General features: G+C 58.3%; 15 protein-coding genes. 2 read left to right on the top strand and 13 right to left on the bottom strand.

The annotated features are described in order from the left end of the window. Positions 1–29 precede the first annotated feature (29 nt). The 10 genes from HW273_RS05840 to HW273_RS05795 all read right to left on the bottom strand — a co-directional run bounded on the left by HW273_RS05840 (position 30) and on the right by HW273_RS05795 (position 13,113). Positions 30–848 carry an MBL fold metallo-hydrolase gene (locus tag HW273_RS05840; RefSeq protein ID WP_179010883.1) on the bottom strand — a complete coding sequence of 273 codons (819 nt, stop codon included), beginning with the start codon at positions 846–848 and terminating at the stop codon, positions 30–32. 16 nt (positions 849–864) lie between these two features. Further along, entirely contained in the window at positions 865–2,079 is a 1,215-nt protein-coding gene (locus HW273_RS05835; protein ID WP_179010882.1) for a type II secretion system F family protein, read from the bottom strand. A gap of 79 nt (positions 2,080–2,158) precedes the next feature. Next, a complete protein-coding gene (locus HW273_RS05830) occupies positions 2,159–3,205 on the bottom strand; it encodes a type IV pilus twitching motility protein PilT (RefSeq protein WP_179010881.1) in 1,047 nt (348 codons plus the stop codon). 9 nt (positions 3,206–3,214) lie between these two features. Further along, a complete protein-coding gene (locus HW273_RS05825; protein WP_179010880.1) occupies positions 3,215–4,891 on the bottom strand; it encodes a GspE/PulE family protein in 1,677 nt (558 codons plus the stop codon). Between the two features lie 75 nt (positions 4,892–4,966). Then, positions 4,967–6,160 (bottom strand): NAD(P)-dependent malic enzyme, encoded by a 1,194-nt coding sequence (locus HW273_RS05820; protein ID WP_179010879.1) that lies wholly within the window; start codon positions 6,158–6,160, stop codon positions 4,967–4,969. A 67-nt stretch (positions 6,161–6,227) separates the two neighbouring features. After that, on the bottom strand, positions 6,228–7,880 hold the full coding sequence (gene ptsP / locus HW273_RS05815; protein WP_179010878.1) for a phosphoenolpyruvate--protein phosphotransferase: 1,653 nt from the start codon (positions 7,878–7,880) through the stop codon (positions 6,228–6,230). A 70-nt stretch (positions 7,881–7,950) separates the two neighbouring features. Next, positions 7,951–8,208, bottom strand: coding sequence for an HPr family phosphocarrier protein (locus tag HW273_RS05810; RefSeq protein ID WP_179010877.1), 258 nt, complete (start codon positions 8,206–8,208; stop codon positions 7,951–7,953). A gap of 34 nt (positions 8,209–8,242) precedes the next feature. Then, the gene (locus HW273_RS05805; protein ID WP_179010876.1) at positions 8,243–10,123 is read right to left on the bottom strand and encodes a PTS beta-glucoside transporter subunit IIBCA; all 1,881 of its coding nucleotides are present in this window, start codon (positions 10,121–10,123) and stop codon (positions 8,243–8,245) included. A gap of 103 nt (positions 10,124–10,226) precedes the next feature. Further along, a complete protein-coding gene (locus HW273_RS05800) occupies positions 10,227–11,048 on the bottom strand; it encodes an HAD family hydrolase (protein ID WP_179010875.1) in 822 nt (273 codons plus the stop codon). Between the two features lies 1 nt (position 11,049). Beyond that, the gene (locus HW273_RS05795) at positions 11,050–13,113 is read right to left on the bottom strand and encodes an alpha-amylase family protein (RefSeq protein WP_179010874.1); all 2,064 of its coding nucleotides are present in this window, start codon (positions 13,111–13,113) and stop codon (positions 11,050–11,052) included. Positions 13,114–13,327: 214 nt separating this feature from the next. On the opposite strand from HW273_RS05795, the gene HW273_RS05790 reads away from it, so the two are divergent. Both HW273_RS05790 and HW273_RS05785 read left to right on the top strand, forming a co-directional pair. Then, positions 13,328–14,206, top strand: a complete 879-nt coding sequence (locus HW273_RS05790; RefSeq protein WP_179010873.1) for an ROK family protein — start codon at positions 13,328–13,330, stop codon at positions 14,204–14,206. A 216-nt stretch (positions 14,207–14,422) separates the two neighbouring features. Further along, positions 14,423–15,685, top strand: coding sequence for a chloride channel protein (locus HW273_RS05785; RefSeq protein ID WP_179010872.1), 1,263 nt, complete (start codon positions 14,423–14,425; stop codon positions 15,683–15,685). Positions 15,686–15,768: 83 nt separating this feature from the next. Here the strand turns inward: HW273_RS05785 and HW273_RS05780 are convergent, their stop codons facing one another. The 3 genes from HW273_RS05780 to leuC all read right to left on the bottom strand — a co-directional run bounded on the left by HW273_RS05780 (position 15,769) and on the right by leuC (position 18,349). Further along, on the bottom strand, positions 15,769–16,359 hold the full coding sequence (locus tag HW273_RS05780) for a TVP38/TMEM64 family protein (protein WP_179010871.1): 591 nt from the start codon (positions 16,357–16,359) through the stop codon (positions 15,769–15,771). A 169-nt stretch (positions 16,360–16,528) separates the two neighbouring features. Continuing rightward, the gene (locus HW273_RS05775) at positions 16,529–17,038 is read right to left on the bottom strand and encodes a 3-isopropylmalate dehydratase small subunit (RefSeq protein ID WP_179010870.1); all 510 of its coding nucleotides are present in this window, start codon (positions 17,036–17,038) and stop codon (positions 16,529–16,531) included. Positions 17,039–17,083: 45 nt separating this feature from the next. Then, the gene (gene leuC, locus HW273_RS05770; protein WP_179012454.1) at positions 17,084–18,349 is read right to left on the bottom strand and encodes a 3-isopropylmalate dehydratase large subunit; all 1,266 of its coding nucleotides are present in this window, start codon (positions 18,347–18,349) and stop codon (positions 17,084–17,086) included. Positions 18,350–18,390 lie beyond the last annotated feature (41 nt).

Here is an 18,390-nt window from a genome sequence, read left to right as displayed (position 1 = left end):
GGTCAAAAGCCTTCCCTCTTCCACATCCCCTACAGCGCGATCGTCTCCAGATCCTCCGGCACATAGACCCTGCCCCGGAAGTATTTCTCCGCCTCCGCTGTATAGAGCGCCCTTCGCCGGAGAATATTGCTGTCCTCCGTGTGATAGAGCAGCAGATTCTTCACGCCGAGTCCCTCCGCAAGCTCCGCCGCGTCCCGAACGGTGGAATGATGCTTCTCGTAGGGATGGAAGCGCTCCCGCTCCGCATAGAGGCAGAACGCCTCATGAAGCAGCCAGTCACTGTGCTCGGCATACTGCCGCTCCCGCTCCGCATTGTACGGCTCCTCTCCGCAGCAGCAGAGCTTCCTCCCATCCGGGAGATACATCTGATAGCCGAACTGCTTCGCTTTCGTCGAGCCGATGTCGAAGAAGGTGAAGCGCTTTCCGTTGATCTCCCGGCTCTCCCCATCCGAGACGGCAGTCAGATGGATCCGCTCCCCGAGATAGCGGAGCTGTCCCGGATCGAGCAGGATGCGGCAGACCGTCTCGAGCTGTCCGATGACCTCGGCATGCCCGTAGATATTCGCATCTCCCGTATATTTCCCGGACTTCATGCCCTGTGCAATCCGCCGCACCATCCAGATCATGCCGGTAAAATGGTCGATGTGCCGATGGGTCAGAAAGAGCTCATGTATTTTTGTCCAGTCTATGCCCGCCCTCTTAAACTGGGCGAAAATCTGCGCGCCGCCGCCCGCATCCACGAGAAAATACCGCTCCTCCGCCGGACGTTCTTCTTCGATCAGCAGATAGCAGGTATTGAAAACCTCCGTAACCAGCGCATTGCCGGTACCCAGCATGGTGATTTTCATTGGGTTTCCTTTCCTCTTACATTAAATCATACATGGTAAACATCGGCAGATAGATCGAGAAGACAATGAAGCCCGCGAAGAGCGCGAGCAGAATGAGCAGCGTCGGCTCCAGCCTCGCCAGCGCCTGCTGCGTCAGAAAATCCGCCTCATTCGAAAAGTAGGAGCCGACGACCTCCAGCGTCCGATCGAGATCTCCGGTCTCTTCTCCTACCGCGCACATCTCCTTCAGTGTGTCCGGAAAATACGCTGACTGACGGATGCATTCACCGATCGGATGTCCCTCCTCGATCTTCGCCGTCATGCCGAGAACCTCCTCCGCAAGGATGTCGTTATCAAGCGTCTTCGCCGTCGCCGTCACCGCATTGTTGATCGTCAGCCCCGCGCCGAGCATGACGGAGAGCGTATTCGCGAACTGCGCCGCACCGTTCATCAGATTGATCCTCCCGATCACCGGCAGCAGAAGCTGCAGCCTCCCCGCAAGCCTCCTGCCGCGCTCCGTCCGCGTATAGAGCTTCCATGCCGTGACAAAGAGCAGCAGCAGAAACAGCAGAAAGATCCACCAGTCCGCAAAGAATGCGGAGCTCGCGATCATGAGTCTCGTAATCATCGGCAGCTCCCCGCCCAGCGCCGCGAAGGTCTGCGTCAGCGCAGGGACTACCTTCGCCATCACAATGATCAGCACAACAATCGCTACGAGGATGACAAAGGAAGGGTAGGTCATCGCGCTACGGATCTTCTCGCTCGTCCTATAGCCCTTCTCATAGTAGCTGTGCAGCTTCCGGAAGGACTCGTCCAGCGTACCGGCATGCTCTCCGGCGCTGATCGTCTCTATGAAGGTTTCCGGGAAAACACCCTCAAATTTCCGCAGCGCGCTGGCGACGGTGCTTCCCGCCCGTATATCCTCCGCTGCCTCGGAGAGAACCCTGCGGAGCTTCCTGTCCTCTGTCTGTCGTGCGATCATTTCCATGGCACGTCCTACCGGCATCCCGGAGCGAAGCGTAATCGCGAACTGCGAGCAGAGCAGCGCCAGCGGCTTCATTTTCACTCGACGACTCCCGAGCTCCATGCTGAGAAGGGCAGGCAGTTTCCCCGTCTGCACAGGTTTCAGGCTCGTAATGATCGGGCATCGCTCCCTGATCTGGCCGGCTGCCGCGAACTCGTCCGCTGCCTGCACGACACCGCGGATCTCCACGCCCTCTCTCGATATCGCTCTGTAGGAATAGGTCGTCACCCTCTGCCTCCCTCTTTATCTCACATTCCCAAATGCTCCCTGCCGCTCCCGGCGCCCAGCTACAGCGCACCGGATCCGGCTACAGCATCCTCTTTCGAAGGGATTCCCTGTCGAAGCATGCGGCAAGCGCGGTATCCGAGGAAATCCTCCTGCTTCGCAAAAGCTCCAGAAGGCAATTGTCCATCGTGACAGAGCCATCCTTTGCGCCGGAGAGCAGGAAAGAGTACATCTGCGGTGTTTTCCCCTCGCGGATCAGATTCGCAAGCGCCGGATTCATCATCAGAAGCTCCGCTGCCAGCACCCTGCCCTGCCCCCTCAGCTCCGGCAGGAGCTGCTGTGACAGCACCGCCCGGAGCGTGGTTGAGAGCTGGAGCCGGATCTGCGGCTGTCTCGCCTCCGGGAAAACCCCGACGATACGATCCACTGCGTCCACTGCGGAATTCGTATGCAGGGTCGCGAATACGAGATGCCCCGTCTCCGCTGCCGTCAACGCTGTCTCTATCGTCTCAAAGTCCCGCATCTCTCCGATCAGGAGCACGTCCGGATCCTCCCGGAGCGCAGCACGAAGCCCGTCCGCGTAGCTTCTCGTATCCGTCCCGATCTGTCGCTGATTGACGATGCTCTCCGCCGGCGTATAAACATACTCTATGGGATCCTCCAGCGTCAGGATATGTTCCTGCCGGCTCTCATTGATCCTTTGCAGAATCGCGGCAAGCGTCGTGGACTTGCCGGAGCCGGTCTCTCCCGTCACAAGCACGATCCCCTGCCGGAACTCCGGGAAGCGGAGCGCTGCAGGCGGCAGCCTCAGACTCTCCAGCGGCGGAATCTTCTCCGAGAGAATGCGCAGCGCGGCAGAGAAGCTTCCCTGCTGACGAAATAGATTGACGCGAACCCGCGTGCCGGCGATCGTTGCCCCGCGATCCAGCTCTCCGATCTCCGCTACGCTTTCGAACGCTTCTCCGGCAAGCTCCCTCGCGAGTCCGGCGCAGTCCTCTCGAGAGAGCGGCTGCGCCGAAATCGCCTGTATGCGGCCGTTGCGCCGCATCTTGGGCGGCAGCCCCGCTACGATATGAATGTCGCTCGCGCCAAGCCCCGCGGCTGTCCGTACCAGTTCCTCTATCCTCATTCCCTCTCCTCAGACCTCCGTAAGCGTCCCCGCAACTTCCTCTACTGTTGTAATCCCCTCTGTGACAAGCCGCTCCGCATTTTCCAGCATCGTAACATAGCCCGTCTCCCTCGCCAGCCGCCGGAACTCCTGCTTATCCCCCCCGGAGCTGATGCAGCGGCACAGCGCGTCATTCATCAGGAGGAGCTCGAAGTCTCCGATCCGTCCGCGATAGCCGGTATGGAAGCAATGGTCACAGCCTCTCCCATGGTAATAGATCCGATCCCGCCGCAGCTGCAGACCGGAATAGCGAAGCGCTTCCTCCTCCGGGACATACTCTTCCCTGCAGTTCGGGCAGATCCTGCGGAGCAGTCTCTGGGAAATGATGCCGCGCACGCCCGCGGAAATCAGATACGGTGCGACGCCCATGTCCTTCAGCCGGTCGATCGCCGAAACGGCATCCTCTGTATGGATCGTCGTAATAACGAGATGCCCCGTCATCGCCGCACGCATCGCAATCTCCGCCGTCTCTCCGTCCCGAATCTCGCCGACACAGATGATGTCCGGATCCTGCCGGAGGATGGCACGGAGCCCGGAGGCGAAGCTGAGCCCCACCTTTTCATTGATCTGCACCTGCGTTGCACCCTTGATATGATACTCGACCGGATCCTCCAGCGTGATCAGATTCGTACTCTCAGACAGGAGCTCATTCACCAATGCATACATCGTGCTGGACTTGCCGGAGCCGGTCGGTCCCACGATCAGGATAACCCCTGCGCGCAGGCTCAGCAGCTTATTGAGCTTCTCATCCTCTGCCGCAGGCAGTCCGACACCGCGGCGATTGAGCTGTGCGCCGTCCCGCCGCAGGAGCCGGATCACGATCTTCTCTCCATGAATCTCCGGCAGCGTCGAAACGCGCAGGTCGAGCTGCCGCCCGTTCACCTGCGCGCGCGCACGCCCGTCCTGCGGAACCCGCCGCTCGACGATATTCAGACGGGACATAATCTTCAGACGGGAAATGACAGAATCCTGTAAGTTTCTCGGAATCGTCAGGATGCGATGCAGCCTGCCGTCGATACGCATCCTGATCGCCATGTCCGTCTCGCTCGGCTCGAAGTGAATGTCGGAAGCATTCTCCGCATAAGCGCGTTCAATGATGGAATTCACCAGCCGGATCGTCGGCGCATTCTCCTGCTCACCCGCCGTCTCCGCCGGTGTCACCGCGTCCTCCGTGATGCCCGCCGCCGCGCGCATCTGCGCCATTGCCTCCGCCGCGCCCTCATTGCCGTAGAGCGCGCTGATGGAATGCTCCACTGCCGCCAGCGAGCCGATCATCGGAATGATCCGCTTCTTCGAGGTTCGCGCCGCCTCCTCCTGCGCCATGAAGTTCATCGGATCCGCCATGGCGAGGTAGAGCGTGTCCTTGACGACCCGCACCGGGACGATCTTCTCCCGCGTCGCCAGCGCCCTCGGGATCAGCCGGGACAGCTCCGGCGCGATGTCCAGCTTGCTCAGGTCGATGTAGTCGATGCCGAGCTGGATGCGCAGCGTATCGATCAGCTGCTCCTCGGTGATATAATGGTGCTTCACCAGCGTGGAGCCGAGGCGGTCCCCCTCCTTCTTTTGCAGCTGCAGCGCCGTGAGCAGCTGCTCCTCGGTGATCAGATGCAGCTCAACCAGCATATCTCCCAGTCGTTTCGTTCTCATTTCCCGTTCCTTTACCGCAGTAAACATCCTGTATGGCATTTGTTTTTTATAACATATTTTCAGCCGGGGCGCAATTCAAAGGCGAGAGCCGCCCTGCATAGGCGGGTGCGACTGCCCCTCGACAGCCGCCCGCGCGACTGCCTCCGAAACCGCCTTAACGACCCGCTTATCGAAGACTCCGGGGATGATGTAGTCCTCCCGCAGCTCCTCCTCGGGGATAATCCCGGCGATCGCATTGACCGCAGCGATCTTCATCTCCTCTGTGATATCCTGCGCCCGCGCATCCAGCGCTCCCCGGAAAATACCCGGGAATACCAGGACGTTATTGATCTGGTTCGGGAAGTCGGATCTTCCGGTCGCGACCACCCGTGCGCCGCCCCGCTTTGCCTCCTCCGGCAGGATCTCCGGCATCGGATTCGCCATCGCAAATACAATCGCATCTGAATGCATCGAAGCTACCATCTCTGCGCGGAGGACATTCGGCGCAGAGACCCCGATGAAGATATCTTTCCCGCAGATCGCCTCCGAAAGCCCGCCGCGAAGCTGCTCCCGATTGGTACGCGCCGCCATCTCTGCCTGCGCTGCATTCATCCATTCCTCACCGACCGCAAGCGTGCCCTGCCGATCCACCAGCACCACATCACCGATCCCCAGACGGAGCAGAAGCTTCGCAATGGAGAGCCCTGCGCTCCCGGCGCCGTTGATGACCGCCTTTACGCCCGAAAGCTCCTTTCTCACGAGCCGGAGCGCACCCAGAAGTCCTGCCGCGACCACGATTGCCGTGCCATGCTGGTCATCATGAAATACCGGAATATCCAGCTCCTCCCGGAGCCGCCGCTCGATCTCGAAGCAGCGCGGCGCGGAGATGTCCTCCAGATTGATGCCGCCGAAGGTCGGCGCGAGATATTTTACCGTCCGGATGATCTCCTCCGTGTCCTTCGTGTCGAGACAGATCGGAAAGGCATCGATATCCGCAAATTCCTTGAAAAGCAGTGCCTTGCCCTCCATTACCGGCATCGCCGCCTCCGGACCGATGTCCCCGAGCCCGAGCACCGCCGTCCCGTCGGTGACCACTGCCACCAGATTGCCCTTCGCCGTATAACGGTAGACCTCCTCCCTCTCATCCCGGATACGCCGGCATGGCTCCGCGACGCCCGGCGTGTACGCGACAGAGAGCTCCTCTCTCGTCCTCACAGAGACCTTCGCCTTGACAGCAATCTTCCCCCGATTCTCCTCATGCAGCCAAAGCGCCGCTTTGTTATAGTCCATTTTTTTCCTCGCTTTCCGCATTTCTTCAGAAAACCCGAAGCAGACAGCCGTCTGCTTCGGGCATCTCTTACTCCTCCGGCGTCCGCTCCGCCGGAGCCTTGCTGAGATCAATCCCCCGGATAATCTTCCGGAGCGGCAGGATGGAAACCGGATTCACGGACAGCTCGTCGATCCCCATCCGGAGGAAGGTCTCCGTGAGCGCAAGGTCAGCGCCCAGCTCTCCGCAGATCCCCACCCATATTCCATGGCGGTGTCCGGCATCGATTGTCATCTTGATTTCTCGGAGCACCGCCGGATGATGCGTATCCAGGAACGGATCCAATCCCGCGTTCTGCCGGTCGATCGCCAGTGTATACTGTGTGAGGTCGTTGGTGCCAATAGAGAAGAAATCACACTCCTCCGCCAGCTCGTCCGCGATCATAACCGCGGCAGGCGTCTCAATCATGACCCCGATCGCATAGCTTCCGATCTTCATACCCTGCTTCTGCAGCTCCTCCGCACACTCCGCGAGGATTTCCTTGCACTCCCGAAGCTCTCTCCGGGAAATGATCATCGGAAACATAATGCCGAGGTTCCCGTAGGCGGAGGCACGGAGCAGCGCCCGAAGCTGCGTCTTGAAGAAGTCCTTCCGACTCAGACAGATCCGGATCGCGCGGACGCCCAGCGCCGGATTCTCCTCCTTCACCATATTCATATACTCTACCTGCTTGTCCGCGCCGATGTCACAGGTACGGATGATAACCTGCTTCGGCGCCAGCGTCTCCACCGCGAGCCGATAGGCATTGAACTGCTCCTCCTCCGTCGGATAATCCCGCGCGTTCAGATACACGAACTCCGAGCGGAACAGTCCGACACCGCCGGCGTCATTCTGCTGAACAAGCCCGATATCGGACGGTCCGCCGATATTGGCATAGACCTGTATCGTCCTGCCGTCGATCGTCGTATTGGACTTGCCCTTCAGCTCCTGCAGGAGCGCCCTCTGCTTGGTATCCTTGTCCTTCCGCTTCCGAAGCGATTTCGCGAGATCCTCCGTCGGCTCGATATAGACACAGGAATTGTAGCCATCAATGATGGCATCCATTCCGTCCCAGTCCTCGCAGGCATCCCTGCACTGCACCAGCGCGGGGATACCCATGGAGCGTGCGAGGATCGCCGTATGGCTGTTGAGAGAGCCCTCCTTCGTAATGATGCCGAGCAGCAGCGACTTGTCCAGACGCACCGTCTCAGAGGGCGTCAGATCCCGCGCTGCGAGGATGCACGGCTCCGTCCCCTGCAGAACATCCGTGTTGATGCCGAATAGATTGCTGAGCACCGCCTGTTCGATGTCATAGATATCCGCCGCCCTCTCCCTCATATACGGATCTTCCATCTCCGCGAAGACCTTCGCCTGATTATCGAAGGCGACCTTGACCGCATATTCCGCCGTATGCCTCTGGCTCCTGATGATCTCATTCGTCGCGTCCAGCAGGTCATCGTCCTCCAGCATCATCGCGTGTACGGAGAAGACCTCTGCACTGTCCTCTCCGGCATCGATCAATGCCTTCTCATAGAGGGCATTCTGCTGCTCGATCGCCCTCTCTCTGGCGCTGTCGAAGCGTTTCAGCTCTCCCTCTGTATCCTCGATCAGGCTCTCGCTGATCTCCAGCTTCGGCGCCTTGTATACCTTGATCTTCCCGATGGCAATTCCATTTAAAACGCTTTTCCCGGTAACTACCTGCATACTGCCTCCTTATAATCGGAACGATACGTTCCGCGCCACGCCGCTATGCGATGCGACGCCAAGCAATGATTCAGAAGGTTTCCTTCAGGAACTTCTCAAGCGCCGCCGCGCAGGCCTCTTCATCCTCCCCCTCTACCTTAATCGTGACCGTATCCCCCTGCTTCACGCCGAGTCCCATCAGCGCAAGCAGCTTCTTCATATCCACATTCTTATCTCCCTTGAAGATTGTCACAGAGCTCGCGAAGGTCTTGAGCTGCTTGACGAGCAAGCCTGCCGGACGTGCGTGAATGCCATTCGGGTCAGTAATCGTATAGTTGAATTCTCTCATGATTTTCTCCTTCTATTCTATTGTTTTATTTTTATCAACAGACTTCTACGTTCGAATAATCATCCGAATTGGTCAGCAGCACGACAACCAGATCCGGGTGCCCCGCCGCCCTGATCTTCTCCCTGGAGAAGCGGAGAACCGGCTGCCCGAGCTTCACGCTGTCTCCCTCGGAAACCAGCGGCTCGAAGCCGTCCCCGTTCATCGCCACGGTGTCAATGCCGACATGAATCAGCAGCTCCATATCTCCATTGCCGCTGATGCCGATCGCGTGCTTCGACTCCGCAACAGATGAGATCGTGCCGTCATAGGGTGCGTAAACTACACCCTCCTCCGGCCGGATGCCGAGTCCCGCGCCGAGGATGCCCTGCGCGAAGGTCTCGTCCGGGATATCCTCCTGCTTCACGCGCTGCCCTTTCACCGGCGCCGCTACCGTCCCCGCCTCACAGCGGATCACGGCTTCCCCGATGAAACGCTCCTCCTTCGGCGTCTCTGCCGGAGCGGATGCCGCAGGAACGGAAGTCGAAGCCGCAGCGCCGTCTTCACGGAAGAGGAACCATGCCGCCGCGAAGGCTGCCCCGCCGGAAATCGCGAGAAGGATCGTGTACAGCAGCGGCCGGTTGATCGTGAGGTAGCCTGGAATACCGGTTACGCCGTAGGCGGTTGCGCCGAGTCCCATGAAAGCGCCGAAGAGTGCGCCGAGCGCACCGCCCGCCATGCCCGCCACAAAGGGCTTATAGAAGCGCATATTGACACCGAAGATCGCCGGCTCGGTGATGCCGAGAGAGGCGGACAGCGCGGAGGGCACTGCGATGCTTCTGGTCTTCTGGTTTCTGGTCTTGATGCCGACCGCAAGGCAGGCGCCGAACTGCGCGAAGTTTGCCGCGCTGGCAATCGGCATCCAGGTATTCAGCCCCACGGAGGCGAGCATGCCGGCCTCGATCACATTATACATATGATGCAGTCCCATCACGACGGTCACCGGATAGATCGCGCCCATTACCATCGCGCCGAGCGGATTGTGTACGAGCAGCTCCGCCGCATTCAGCACCACCGTCTCGAGCCCGGAGAAGATCGGACCGATAATCATAAAGGTGAGCAGCGCCGTGAGCATGACCGTACAGAGCGGCGTGATGAAGAGATCAAGCATCTCCGGAACATGGTCATGGAACCACTTCTCGATCTTGCTCATGCAGAAGACCGAGAGAATGACAGGGATGACATGTCCCTGATAGCCGAGCTGATTGATCTGCCCAAGCGCATAATCCGGCAGGATCTGCAGCCTCCCGAAGAGATACCAGACATCATAGCCATTTGCCGCGTTCCAGCCATTGGTCAGAGCGGAATGGATCATCAGGAGCCCGATCACCGCGCCGAGGAAGATATTGCCGCCGAAGACACGCGCGGCGGAAACCGCCACGATCACCGGCAGATAGGCGAACGCCGTATTCGCCACCATGTCAAGGAAGGCGAACCAGTCCGATTCTGCGAAGCCCAGCCCCGGGATCTTCGCCAATGCCTCTACCAGCCCCATCATCAGTCCGGAGGCGACGATCGCCGGCAGGATCGGTACGAACACGTCTCCGATCGGCTTCAGCAGTCTTTTCCAGAGCGGCTGCCGTGCGGCTGCCGCCGCCTTGACCTCATCCTTCGTCGCCGCCGTCATCCCTGTGATGTCCAGAAACTCCTCATAAACCTTGTTGACGGTTCCGGTTCCGATGATGAGCTGCAGCTGCCCGTTCGACTCGAACATTCCCTTCACGCCCTCGACATTGTCCAGGTAGGTCTTGTCCACCTTGCTGTTATCCTTGATAACCAGCCTAAGCCTCGTCGCGCAGTGTGCCGCCTGTGCGACATTGTCCCGCCCGCCGATATGGTCAACGATCTCCTGCGCACATTTCCTGTAGTCCAGTGCCATAAGCTTTCCCTCCTTTTAGGAATTTCCCGGCTCATCTCCCCGGGATTCCCTGCATTTATCTGTTTCTGCATGACGCAGCAAACATTCCTGCCGCTCCCGGGCATTACAGCAGCCCGAGCTTCTCGAATGCCTTATAAATGCCATCCTCCGTGACCGCCGGACAAACCCAATCCGCACGCTCCCTGAGCGCCGGAGAACCGTTCGCCATGCAGACCGCATAGCCCACTGTTTCCAGCATTTCGAGGTCGTTCATGCTGTCCCCGAAGCCAATGGTATCGGAAAGCGGCATATCCAGATACTCTATGATCCGTCGGACGCCCTTCCCCTTGTCGAAGTCGCGGCTCACGATCTCCCCGTTGACACAGCCGTGCGCCGGGACGTCCTGCAGGACGAAGTGAAAGTCCTTTTCCAAGAGACGCCGGCACTCCGTGAGCTGCGCTGCCTCCCGTGCCATAATGACAATCTTGTGAATCGGCTGTCCCGCATACTCCGCCATCGGACGGATGCCGAGGTTCTCGGAAAGCACCCTGCGCCAGCGCTCGATCTCGGAGTTGCCTCCCTCCGTGCCGTTGAGGAAGTCCTTCAGATCCGCATCACCGAAGGCGCCGCCGGTTCCCTCGATCGTACAGAATACACCGTTCCGATGCAGGGTTTCCAATGCAAGCCGCAGCGTCTCCGCTGCGATCGGATGGTCATAGAGCACGGTTTCTCCGACCTTCACATAAGCGCCGGAGCTCGCCACCATCCCATCGAAGGGATAACGGAGCAGCGGGCGCAGCATGTCCGGGTTCCGTCCGGTGCAGAGGAAGAGCCGGTGTCCGTTCTCCCGCGCCCGCGCCATTGCACGCACCGCAGAGTCCGGAGGGGTATTGGTTCCCGTTTCCGTCAGCGTCCCGTCAATATCCAGAAAAATCAGCTTCCCCATCTCAGCCCTCCTCCTTGATACAACCAGCAGCGCGTCCCGTCTTCTTCGTTCTCCGCCGTACAGGTGCAGAGCCCTCCGATCCTGCCAGTTTCTCTGCTTTCCGTCTCTCTGTTTCGCTTTTCTCCGCTTCTATGGGGATTTCTGTTTTCCGTTGTTTCCGCCCGGACTTCTTACTTTCCGACATCTCAGCGGGCTTCCGCTTCTCCGGCGCTTCCTCCCTCTTCCACAGAAGCCATGCAAAGTCAAACGCAGGAACACCGACCGCCCGTGCCGGACGCTGCGCACCCGTCAGGAGATCTATATAATCCTCCGGCTCGTTGACCCATGCTGTCTCATCCTGCTCTCCGAAGTTGAAGAGTGCTACCAGCTTCTCCCCTTCAATATATCTGCCGATCCCTAGGACATGGTCATTGTAGGTTTCGAGCACCCAGGTATCCGCGGAGGACAGGAAAACCGGATGCGTGCTCCGAAGGGTTTCCAGCCTCCTGAGCGCGTCAAAGATCCTCGCCTCTCTGCTTCCCGGCTCCTTCCGCCTCTGTTCTGCCTCCCAGGAGAAGCTTCCCCTGTGCAGGTATCTCGAATCATCCCACTTGTAGGGATCGTGATGATAGCCGTAATCGTTGAGCTGTCCGATCTCATCTCCGGAATAGATCACCGGAATACCGGACTGGGTCAGCAGGAAGGCATGCAGCATGATGTCGAGCCGGATCGCCCGATCCAGCTTCCACGCATTCCCCTCGTACTCCGCCGCCTCGATGCCGCAGAGCGAGGCGGTCGTCCCGCAGAGACGGGCATCCCCTAAGCGCGGGTCATCATTGTACAGCTCCCCTCTCGCATCGGAGCCGTAGAAGTAGCCGCGGAAAAAGTCATTCAGGAAACGCTTGTGCCCGACCTCGTCGATGCCAAACTGCCGGAGGAAGTCATAATCCAGCCCCCAGCCGATATCATCATGACAACGCAAATAGTTCAGGAAGGTATACTGCTTCGGAAGCGCGAAGACCTGTCCGAGCTGGTGCTTCATCAGCCGCACATCCCTCGTCGCTACCGTATGCCAGGTTGTCGCCATCGTCGTGACATTGTAGAGCATCTGGCACTCCGGCTTCTCCACCGTGCCGAAGTAGGGAACGACCTTAGAGGGCTCCATCACGACCTCGCCGAGCAGCAGTGTTCCCGGACAGACGATCTCCGATGCCATCCGCATGATCCGGACGAGCGTATGCACCTGCGGGAGGTTCCGGCAGCTGGTGCCAAGCGTCTTCCATATATAGGGCACGGCATCCAGACGAATGATATCTACTCCATGATTACAGAGGAAAAGCATATTTTCCGTCATATCGTTGAATACCGTCGGGTTTTTATAATTCAGATCCCATTGGTAAGGATAGAAGGTCGTCATGACTACCTTCTGCACCGCCTCGCACCAGCTGAAATTCCCCGGTGCGGTCTGCGGGAATACCTGCGGGACAGTCTCCTCGAAGGCGTTCGGGATATTCCAGTTATCGAAAAAGAAATATCGATCCTGAAACTCCTTCTCCCCGCCGCGCGCCCGTCTCGCCCACTCGTGCTCCTCCGAGGTGTGATTCATCACGAAGTCGAGACAGAGACTCATCCCGTTCCTATGACAGTCCGCCGCAAGCTCCGAGAGCTCCTCCATGGTGCCAAGCTCCGGATCGACCTGCCGGAAATCCGAAACGGCATAGCCGCCGTCCGAACGTCCCTTCGGACTGGAGAGCAAAGGCATCAGATGAACATAGTTCACACCGGATTCCTTGATATAGGGAAGGTGCTCCCGCACACCGCGGAGATTTCCTGCGAAGCAGCCCGTATACATCAGCATCCCGAGCATATCGTTGCCGCGATACCAGCCCGGATCTGCCTCTCTCTCCCGATCCAGTGCTCTAAGCTCCTCCGGACGCGTCTCGTACATCCGGGAGAGCATAGAAAGGAAATACTGAAAGGCATTGTCGTCATTATGATACAGCTCTGCATAGAGCCACTTCAGCTCATCCAGATTCTTCTCCAAGCGTTCCGAGAACTCTTTCGTTAGTTCTGCTCTTTTCTCCATGAAAACGCCTCCTGTTTTTGTAGATATTTTATATTATAAAGGACTTCCCGTATTCTAGCAAGTTCACGATGTGGTTTTCAATATAACAGGCATCCTGTTCCGGAATATGGCTGTTATAGAGAGGAGGCTTCTTCCGGCGGAATTATCTTGATTTTTAAAATGCGCTACATTACACTTAAAATAAAGAATTTATTTCATCAGAGGGGGACTGCCTATGTTATATGGAGCACTGGAAGCCGGCGGCACGAAGATGATCTGTGCGCTCGGCGACGAGAACGGAAGAATACTGGAGCAGATCTCGCTCCCGACAATCGAGCCATCCGTGACCATGCCGCGGATCATCGAATATTTCAGGGACAAGGAGATCACTGGACTCGGCATCGCCTGCTTCGGGCCGATCGACCTGAACCCGAACTCCGCGACCTACGGCTTTATCACGACCACGCCGAAACTGAAATGGGCAAATTTCAACATCGTCAGAACAATGAAGGAGGCACTGCATATCCCGATCGGCTTCGATACCGATGTAAACGGCTCTCTCCTCGGCGAGGTGTGCTACGGAGCGGCGAAGGGGCTCGAGAATGTGCTCTACCTGACCATCGGCACCGGCGTCGGCGGTGGTGTCATGGCGAACGGCAGACTCCTCCACGGCATGCTGCATCCGGAGCTCGGGCATATCACGATGCTTCCGCACCCGAGCGACTCCTACCGCGGACACTGCCCCTATCATGGAATCTGTTTCGAGGGCATGGCGGCAGGTCCCGCGATTGAGGAACGCTGGGGCAGAAAGGGCGCAGAGCTCGCCGATCTCCCTGAGGTCTGGGAGCTGGAGGCGTACTATATCGCGCAGGCTCTGAAAAACCTCATCCTTACGTTGAGCCCGGAACGCATCATCCTGGGGGGCGGCGTCATGCACCAGCTGCAGCTCTTCCCCATGATCCGTGCCTCTGTCCTTACGCAGCTGAACGGTTACCTCGATACGAAGGAGCTTCGGGATATCGACCATTATATCGTCCCTGCGAGTCTCCATGACGATCAGGGCATCATGGGCTGCATCAAGCTGGCGATCGACGCCGCGGCGCTTTCCGCTTGACAGGGACTTATACCGTAAATCCCCATGCCGCTAACAGGTATTCGCACTTTCGCGATGTTCGCACATCGCTTCGTGCTCATACCTGTTGTCCTGTCAAATGTCCGAACGCTTGGAAAAGCAAGCTTGCCCCGCCTTCGTCCGCTTGACAGGGACTTATACCGTATAATACCAAAACGGACAGGGGCAGCTGCCCCTGTCTGTTTCTAAGGAGAATTCATGAATTACAAAGATTACGGCCGCCATCTGCTGGAAGCACTCCTGATCGGACTGAAATGGATCGGCTTCGGCATCCTCTGCGGCATCCTCGTGGGCGGTGTCTCCGCGAAATTCGCGAACGGCATCGTCCTCGTGACGAAGTTCCGGACGGCGCATCCGCAGATCCTCTATCTTCTTCCGCTCGCCGGGCTGTTCATCATCGCCTATTACCGCCTGCTCGGCGTGAAGCAGCCGAAGGGCACCAATCTGGTGCTCAGCTCCATCCGGGAGGGAGAAGCCGTGCCGGGGCGGATGGCTCCGCTGATTATCCTCTCCACGATCCTGACCCACCTCTTCGGCGGCTCTGCGGGACGGGAGGGGGCTGCACTTCAGGTCGGCGGCTCTATGGGCGATGCCCTCGGACGGCTCGTGCGGATCCCGCAGAAGGATCGGCGCACCGTCATTATCTGCGGAATGAGCGCCTCCTTCTCCGCACTTTTCGGCACGCCGCTGGCGGCAGCGATTCTGTCCATGGAGATCAGCACCGTCGGAATCATGTATTACTCCTCGCTCGTGCCCGCCGTCATTTCAGCGCTCACCGCGCATCTGATCGCCCAGAGGCTCGGCGTCACCGGAGAAGCATTCCCGATTCCGAACCTTCCCGTCTTTGGGGCGCGAACCGCGCTCATCACGATTCTCTTCTCCGTCGGCTGTGCTGTCGTCAGCGTGCTCTTCTGCACCGTGATGCACCGCATGAAGCGGCTGATGCAGCATCGATTCCCGAATTCCTATCTCCGTGTTCTCGTCGCCTCCGCCGTCGTGATCGTCCTCACCCTGCTCGTCGGGGATCAGACCTATAACGGAACCGGCGCGCATATTCTGGAGCAGTGTATGACGGAACCGGGCTTCCGCATCGTATGGTATGCCTTCCTCCTGAAGATCCTGTTCACGGCGGTGACGCTTTCCGGCGGCTTCCAGGGCGGAGAAATCGTCCCCTCACTCTTCATCGGCGCAACATTCGGCAATGCCGTCGCCGCCTTTTCAGGACTTGATCCGGCGTTTCTTTCCGCGCTCGGAATGTGCGCCGTATTCTGCGGCGTCACCAACTGCCCGATGGCGACGCTGCTGATCAGCTTTGAGCTCTTCGGCTTCGGCGCCTCCTCCTTCTTCCTGATCGCGGTCGCCATTACATACCTCTTCTCCGGCAACTACGGACTCTACGCCTCGCAGAAGATCCTGTATTCGAAGCTGGAACACAGCCGTGTAGATCGCTTCACGCATTAAGAGGACAGGGATGAAATCGAGTGAAGCATATACCAGCGGGTGTGATTCATGAATAAAGAAAGCAATGCTTTTCAGGGAAGGGCTTAGCGGATCAGCGAGAAGCCCAGACTGTATGCGAGGATGCACCATGGCTTTCCCAGCAGGATAATCCCTATAAACTTTCTGGAGGTCATCTTCGTGACGCCGCTCAGATAGCAGAGATAGTCGTCCGGACAGAGCGGCAGCAGCACCGCAAGGAAAAGCAGCAGCGTATAGCATCTGCTTTTCGAGGACCATGCCGCCCACTTCCTATATTTCTCCCGCGGGAAAACCTCCTGCAGGAGCGGCGTGCCGAATCTTCTGGCGAGGAAGAACGCAATGATGGAGCCGGCGCTGATCCCGATGTAATTGCACCAGAAGCCCAGCATCGGTCCGAACATAATCGCGCCCGCCGCACAGCCCACGAAGCCCGGCAATACCGGGATAACGACCTGCATCGCCTGAAAGGACAGCAGGAAAAGCGGCGCAAACATGCCGAAGCCTCTGATATATTCCTGAAAGCTCTCTACGGAACGAAACGCGCCGTCAAAGAAGCCCCTCAGGCAGATGCCGAAGAACACTACGATATACATTATGGAAAGGATGGAGACAAGCCGCGTCAGCCTCCGTCGTTTTGCACCGTTCCCGCCAATCATTCCTTATCCGCTCCCCGCACGGTACACCTGTGTAAAGCAAACCTTGTTTTCACTTTATCTTAGCAGAAAAATGTGAAAGAAATCCCTGCTTCAAATCTTAAAATTCTGAAAATATTCGAAAAGCTTTGAAAAGAACGGCAGACAGGAGCGTTTCCTGTCTGCCGCATTTTCAACTGTTCGCTGCCTTGTCCTCCTGCGCCCGAATGGACGCCATCAGACCGCCCTGCTCGATCATCCTCTGCAAAAACGGCGGAAACGGTTCCGTTCTGTACTCCCTGCCGCTTGTCAGGTCGCGGATCAGCCCCGCATCGAAATCCACCCGCACCTGATCCCCCTGCTGTATTTCTCTCGCCGCCTCCGGCGACTCCACGATCGGAAGCCCGATATTCAGTGCATTCCGGTAAAAAATGCGCGCGAAGCTCTCCGCGATGACGCAGCCCACGCCCGAGGTCTGGAGCACCTGCGGCGCATGCTCTCTGGAGGAGCCGCAGCCGAAATTCCTGCCGCCGACTACGATATCCCCTGCTTTTAGCTTCCGGCGAAAGTCTCTGTCGATATCCTCCATCGCATGCACCGCCAGCTCTTCCTTATCCTGAATCGCGAGATACCGCGCCGGAATGATGACATCCGTATCCACGTTATCGCCGTATTTCAAGCACTTCCCCTCTGCTGCCCTCATGCCTCCCCCTCTCTTCTCTGCGTCTCCCGTACTCTCTCCGCCGCTTCACAGTCCCAGCTCTGCCGGCTCTGAGATCCTGCCGGTCACTGCGGAGGCTGCTGCAACCGCCGGAGATGCCAGATAGACCTCGGAGCTGGCATCTCCCATCCTGCCGACAAAATTGCGGTTGGTCGTCGAAATGCAGCGCTCCCCCGGCGCCAGTATCCCCATATACCCCCCGAGACAGGGACCGCAGGTTGGCGTCGACACCACCGCTCCTGCCTCCACGAAGCTCTGTATCCAGCCCCTTTTCAGCGCTGTGATATAGATCTCCTGCGTCGCCGGAATGATGATGCACCGTACATTCTCCGCGATTCTCCGCCCCGCGAGCACTCTCGCCGCCTCCTCCATATCCTGCAGACGTCCGTTCGTGCAGGAGCCGATCACTGCCTGATCGATGGGAATCTCACCGAATTCTCCCACAATATGGGTATTCTCCGGAAGATGCGGAAAGGAAACCGTCGGGCGCAGCGCGGAGAGGTCAATCGTCAGCTCCCTCTCGTATACCGCATCCGCATCCGCAATGAAGCTTTCATAGGGCTTCTTCGAATGCGCTTCGATATACGTGATCGTCTTCTGATCTACCGGGAAGATGCCGTTCTTCGCGCCCGCCTCGATCGCCATATTGCATACGGTGAAGCGGTCGTCCATGCTCAGTGCCGCGATACCCGGCCCTGTAAATTCGAGCGACTGATAGCGCGCACCGTCTACGCCGATCTCTCCGATCAGATGAAGGATCAGATCCTTTCCGCTCACCCATGGTCTGAACCTCCCGACCAGATTCACGCGGATCGCCCCCGGTACCTTGAACCAGAGCCTGCCGGTCGCCATCGCCGCCGCCATATCTGTTGATCCCACGCCGGTAGAGAAGGCACCGAGCGCGCCGTAGGTGCAGGTATGGGAATCCGCTCCGACGGAAAGCTCTCCCGCTACGATCAGACCCTGCTCCGGAATCAGCGCGTGCTCTATGCCCATCCTGCCGACGTCGAAATAGTTCGTAAGTCCCTGCTCCCTTGCAAAATTACGACAGAGCTGCGTACACTTCGCACTGGTAATGTCCTTATTCGGCACGAAATGATCCATGACGAAGACGACCTTCTCCCTGTCGAAGACCTCTTTCCGCCCCAGCTTCTTCATTTCCCGGATCGCCACCGGTGTCGTGATATCATTGCCGTGAACCAGATCGAGTCTCGCTTCGATCAGCTGCCCTGCTGTTACCTCGCAAAGTCCTGCATGTTTCGCCAGAATCTTCTGGCTCATCGTCATTCCCATATTCTCTCCCGAGAGTCTGTGTCCCGCTTCTTTACATGGAT

The sequence above is a fragment of the Oribacterium sp. oral taxon 102 genome, from assembly GCF_013394775.1.
In the GTDB taxonomy this organism is placed as follows: domain Bacteria; phylum Bacillota; class Clostridia; order Lachnospirales; family Lachnospiraceae; genus Oribacterium.
This window is presented reverse-complemented; position numbering and strand designations above follow the sequence as displayed.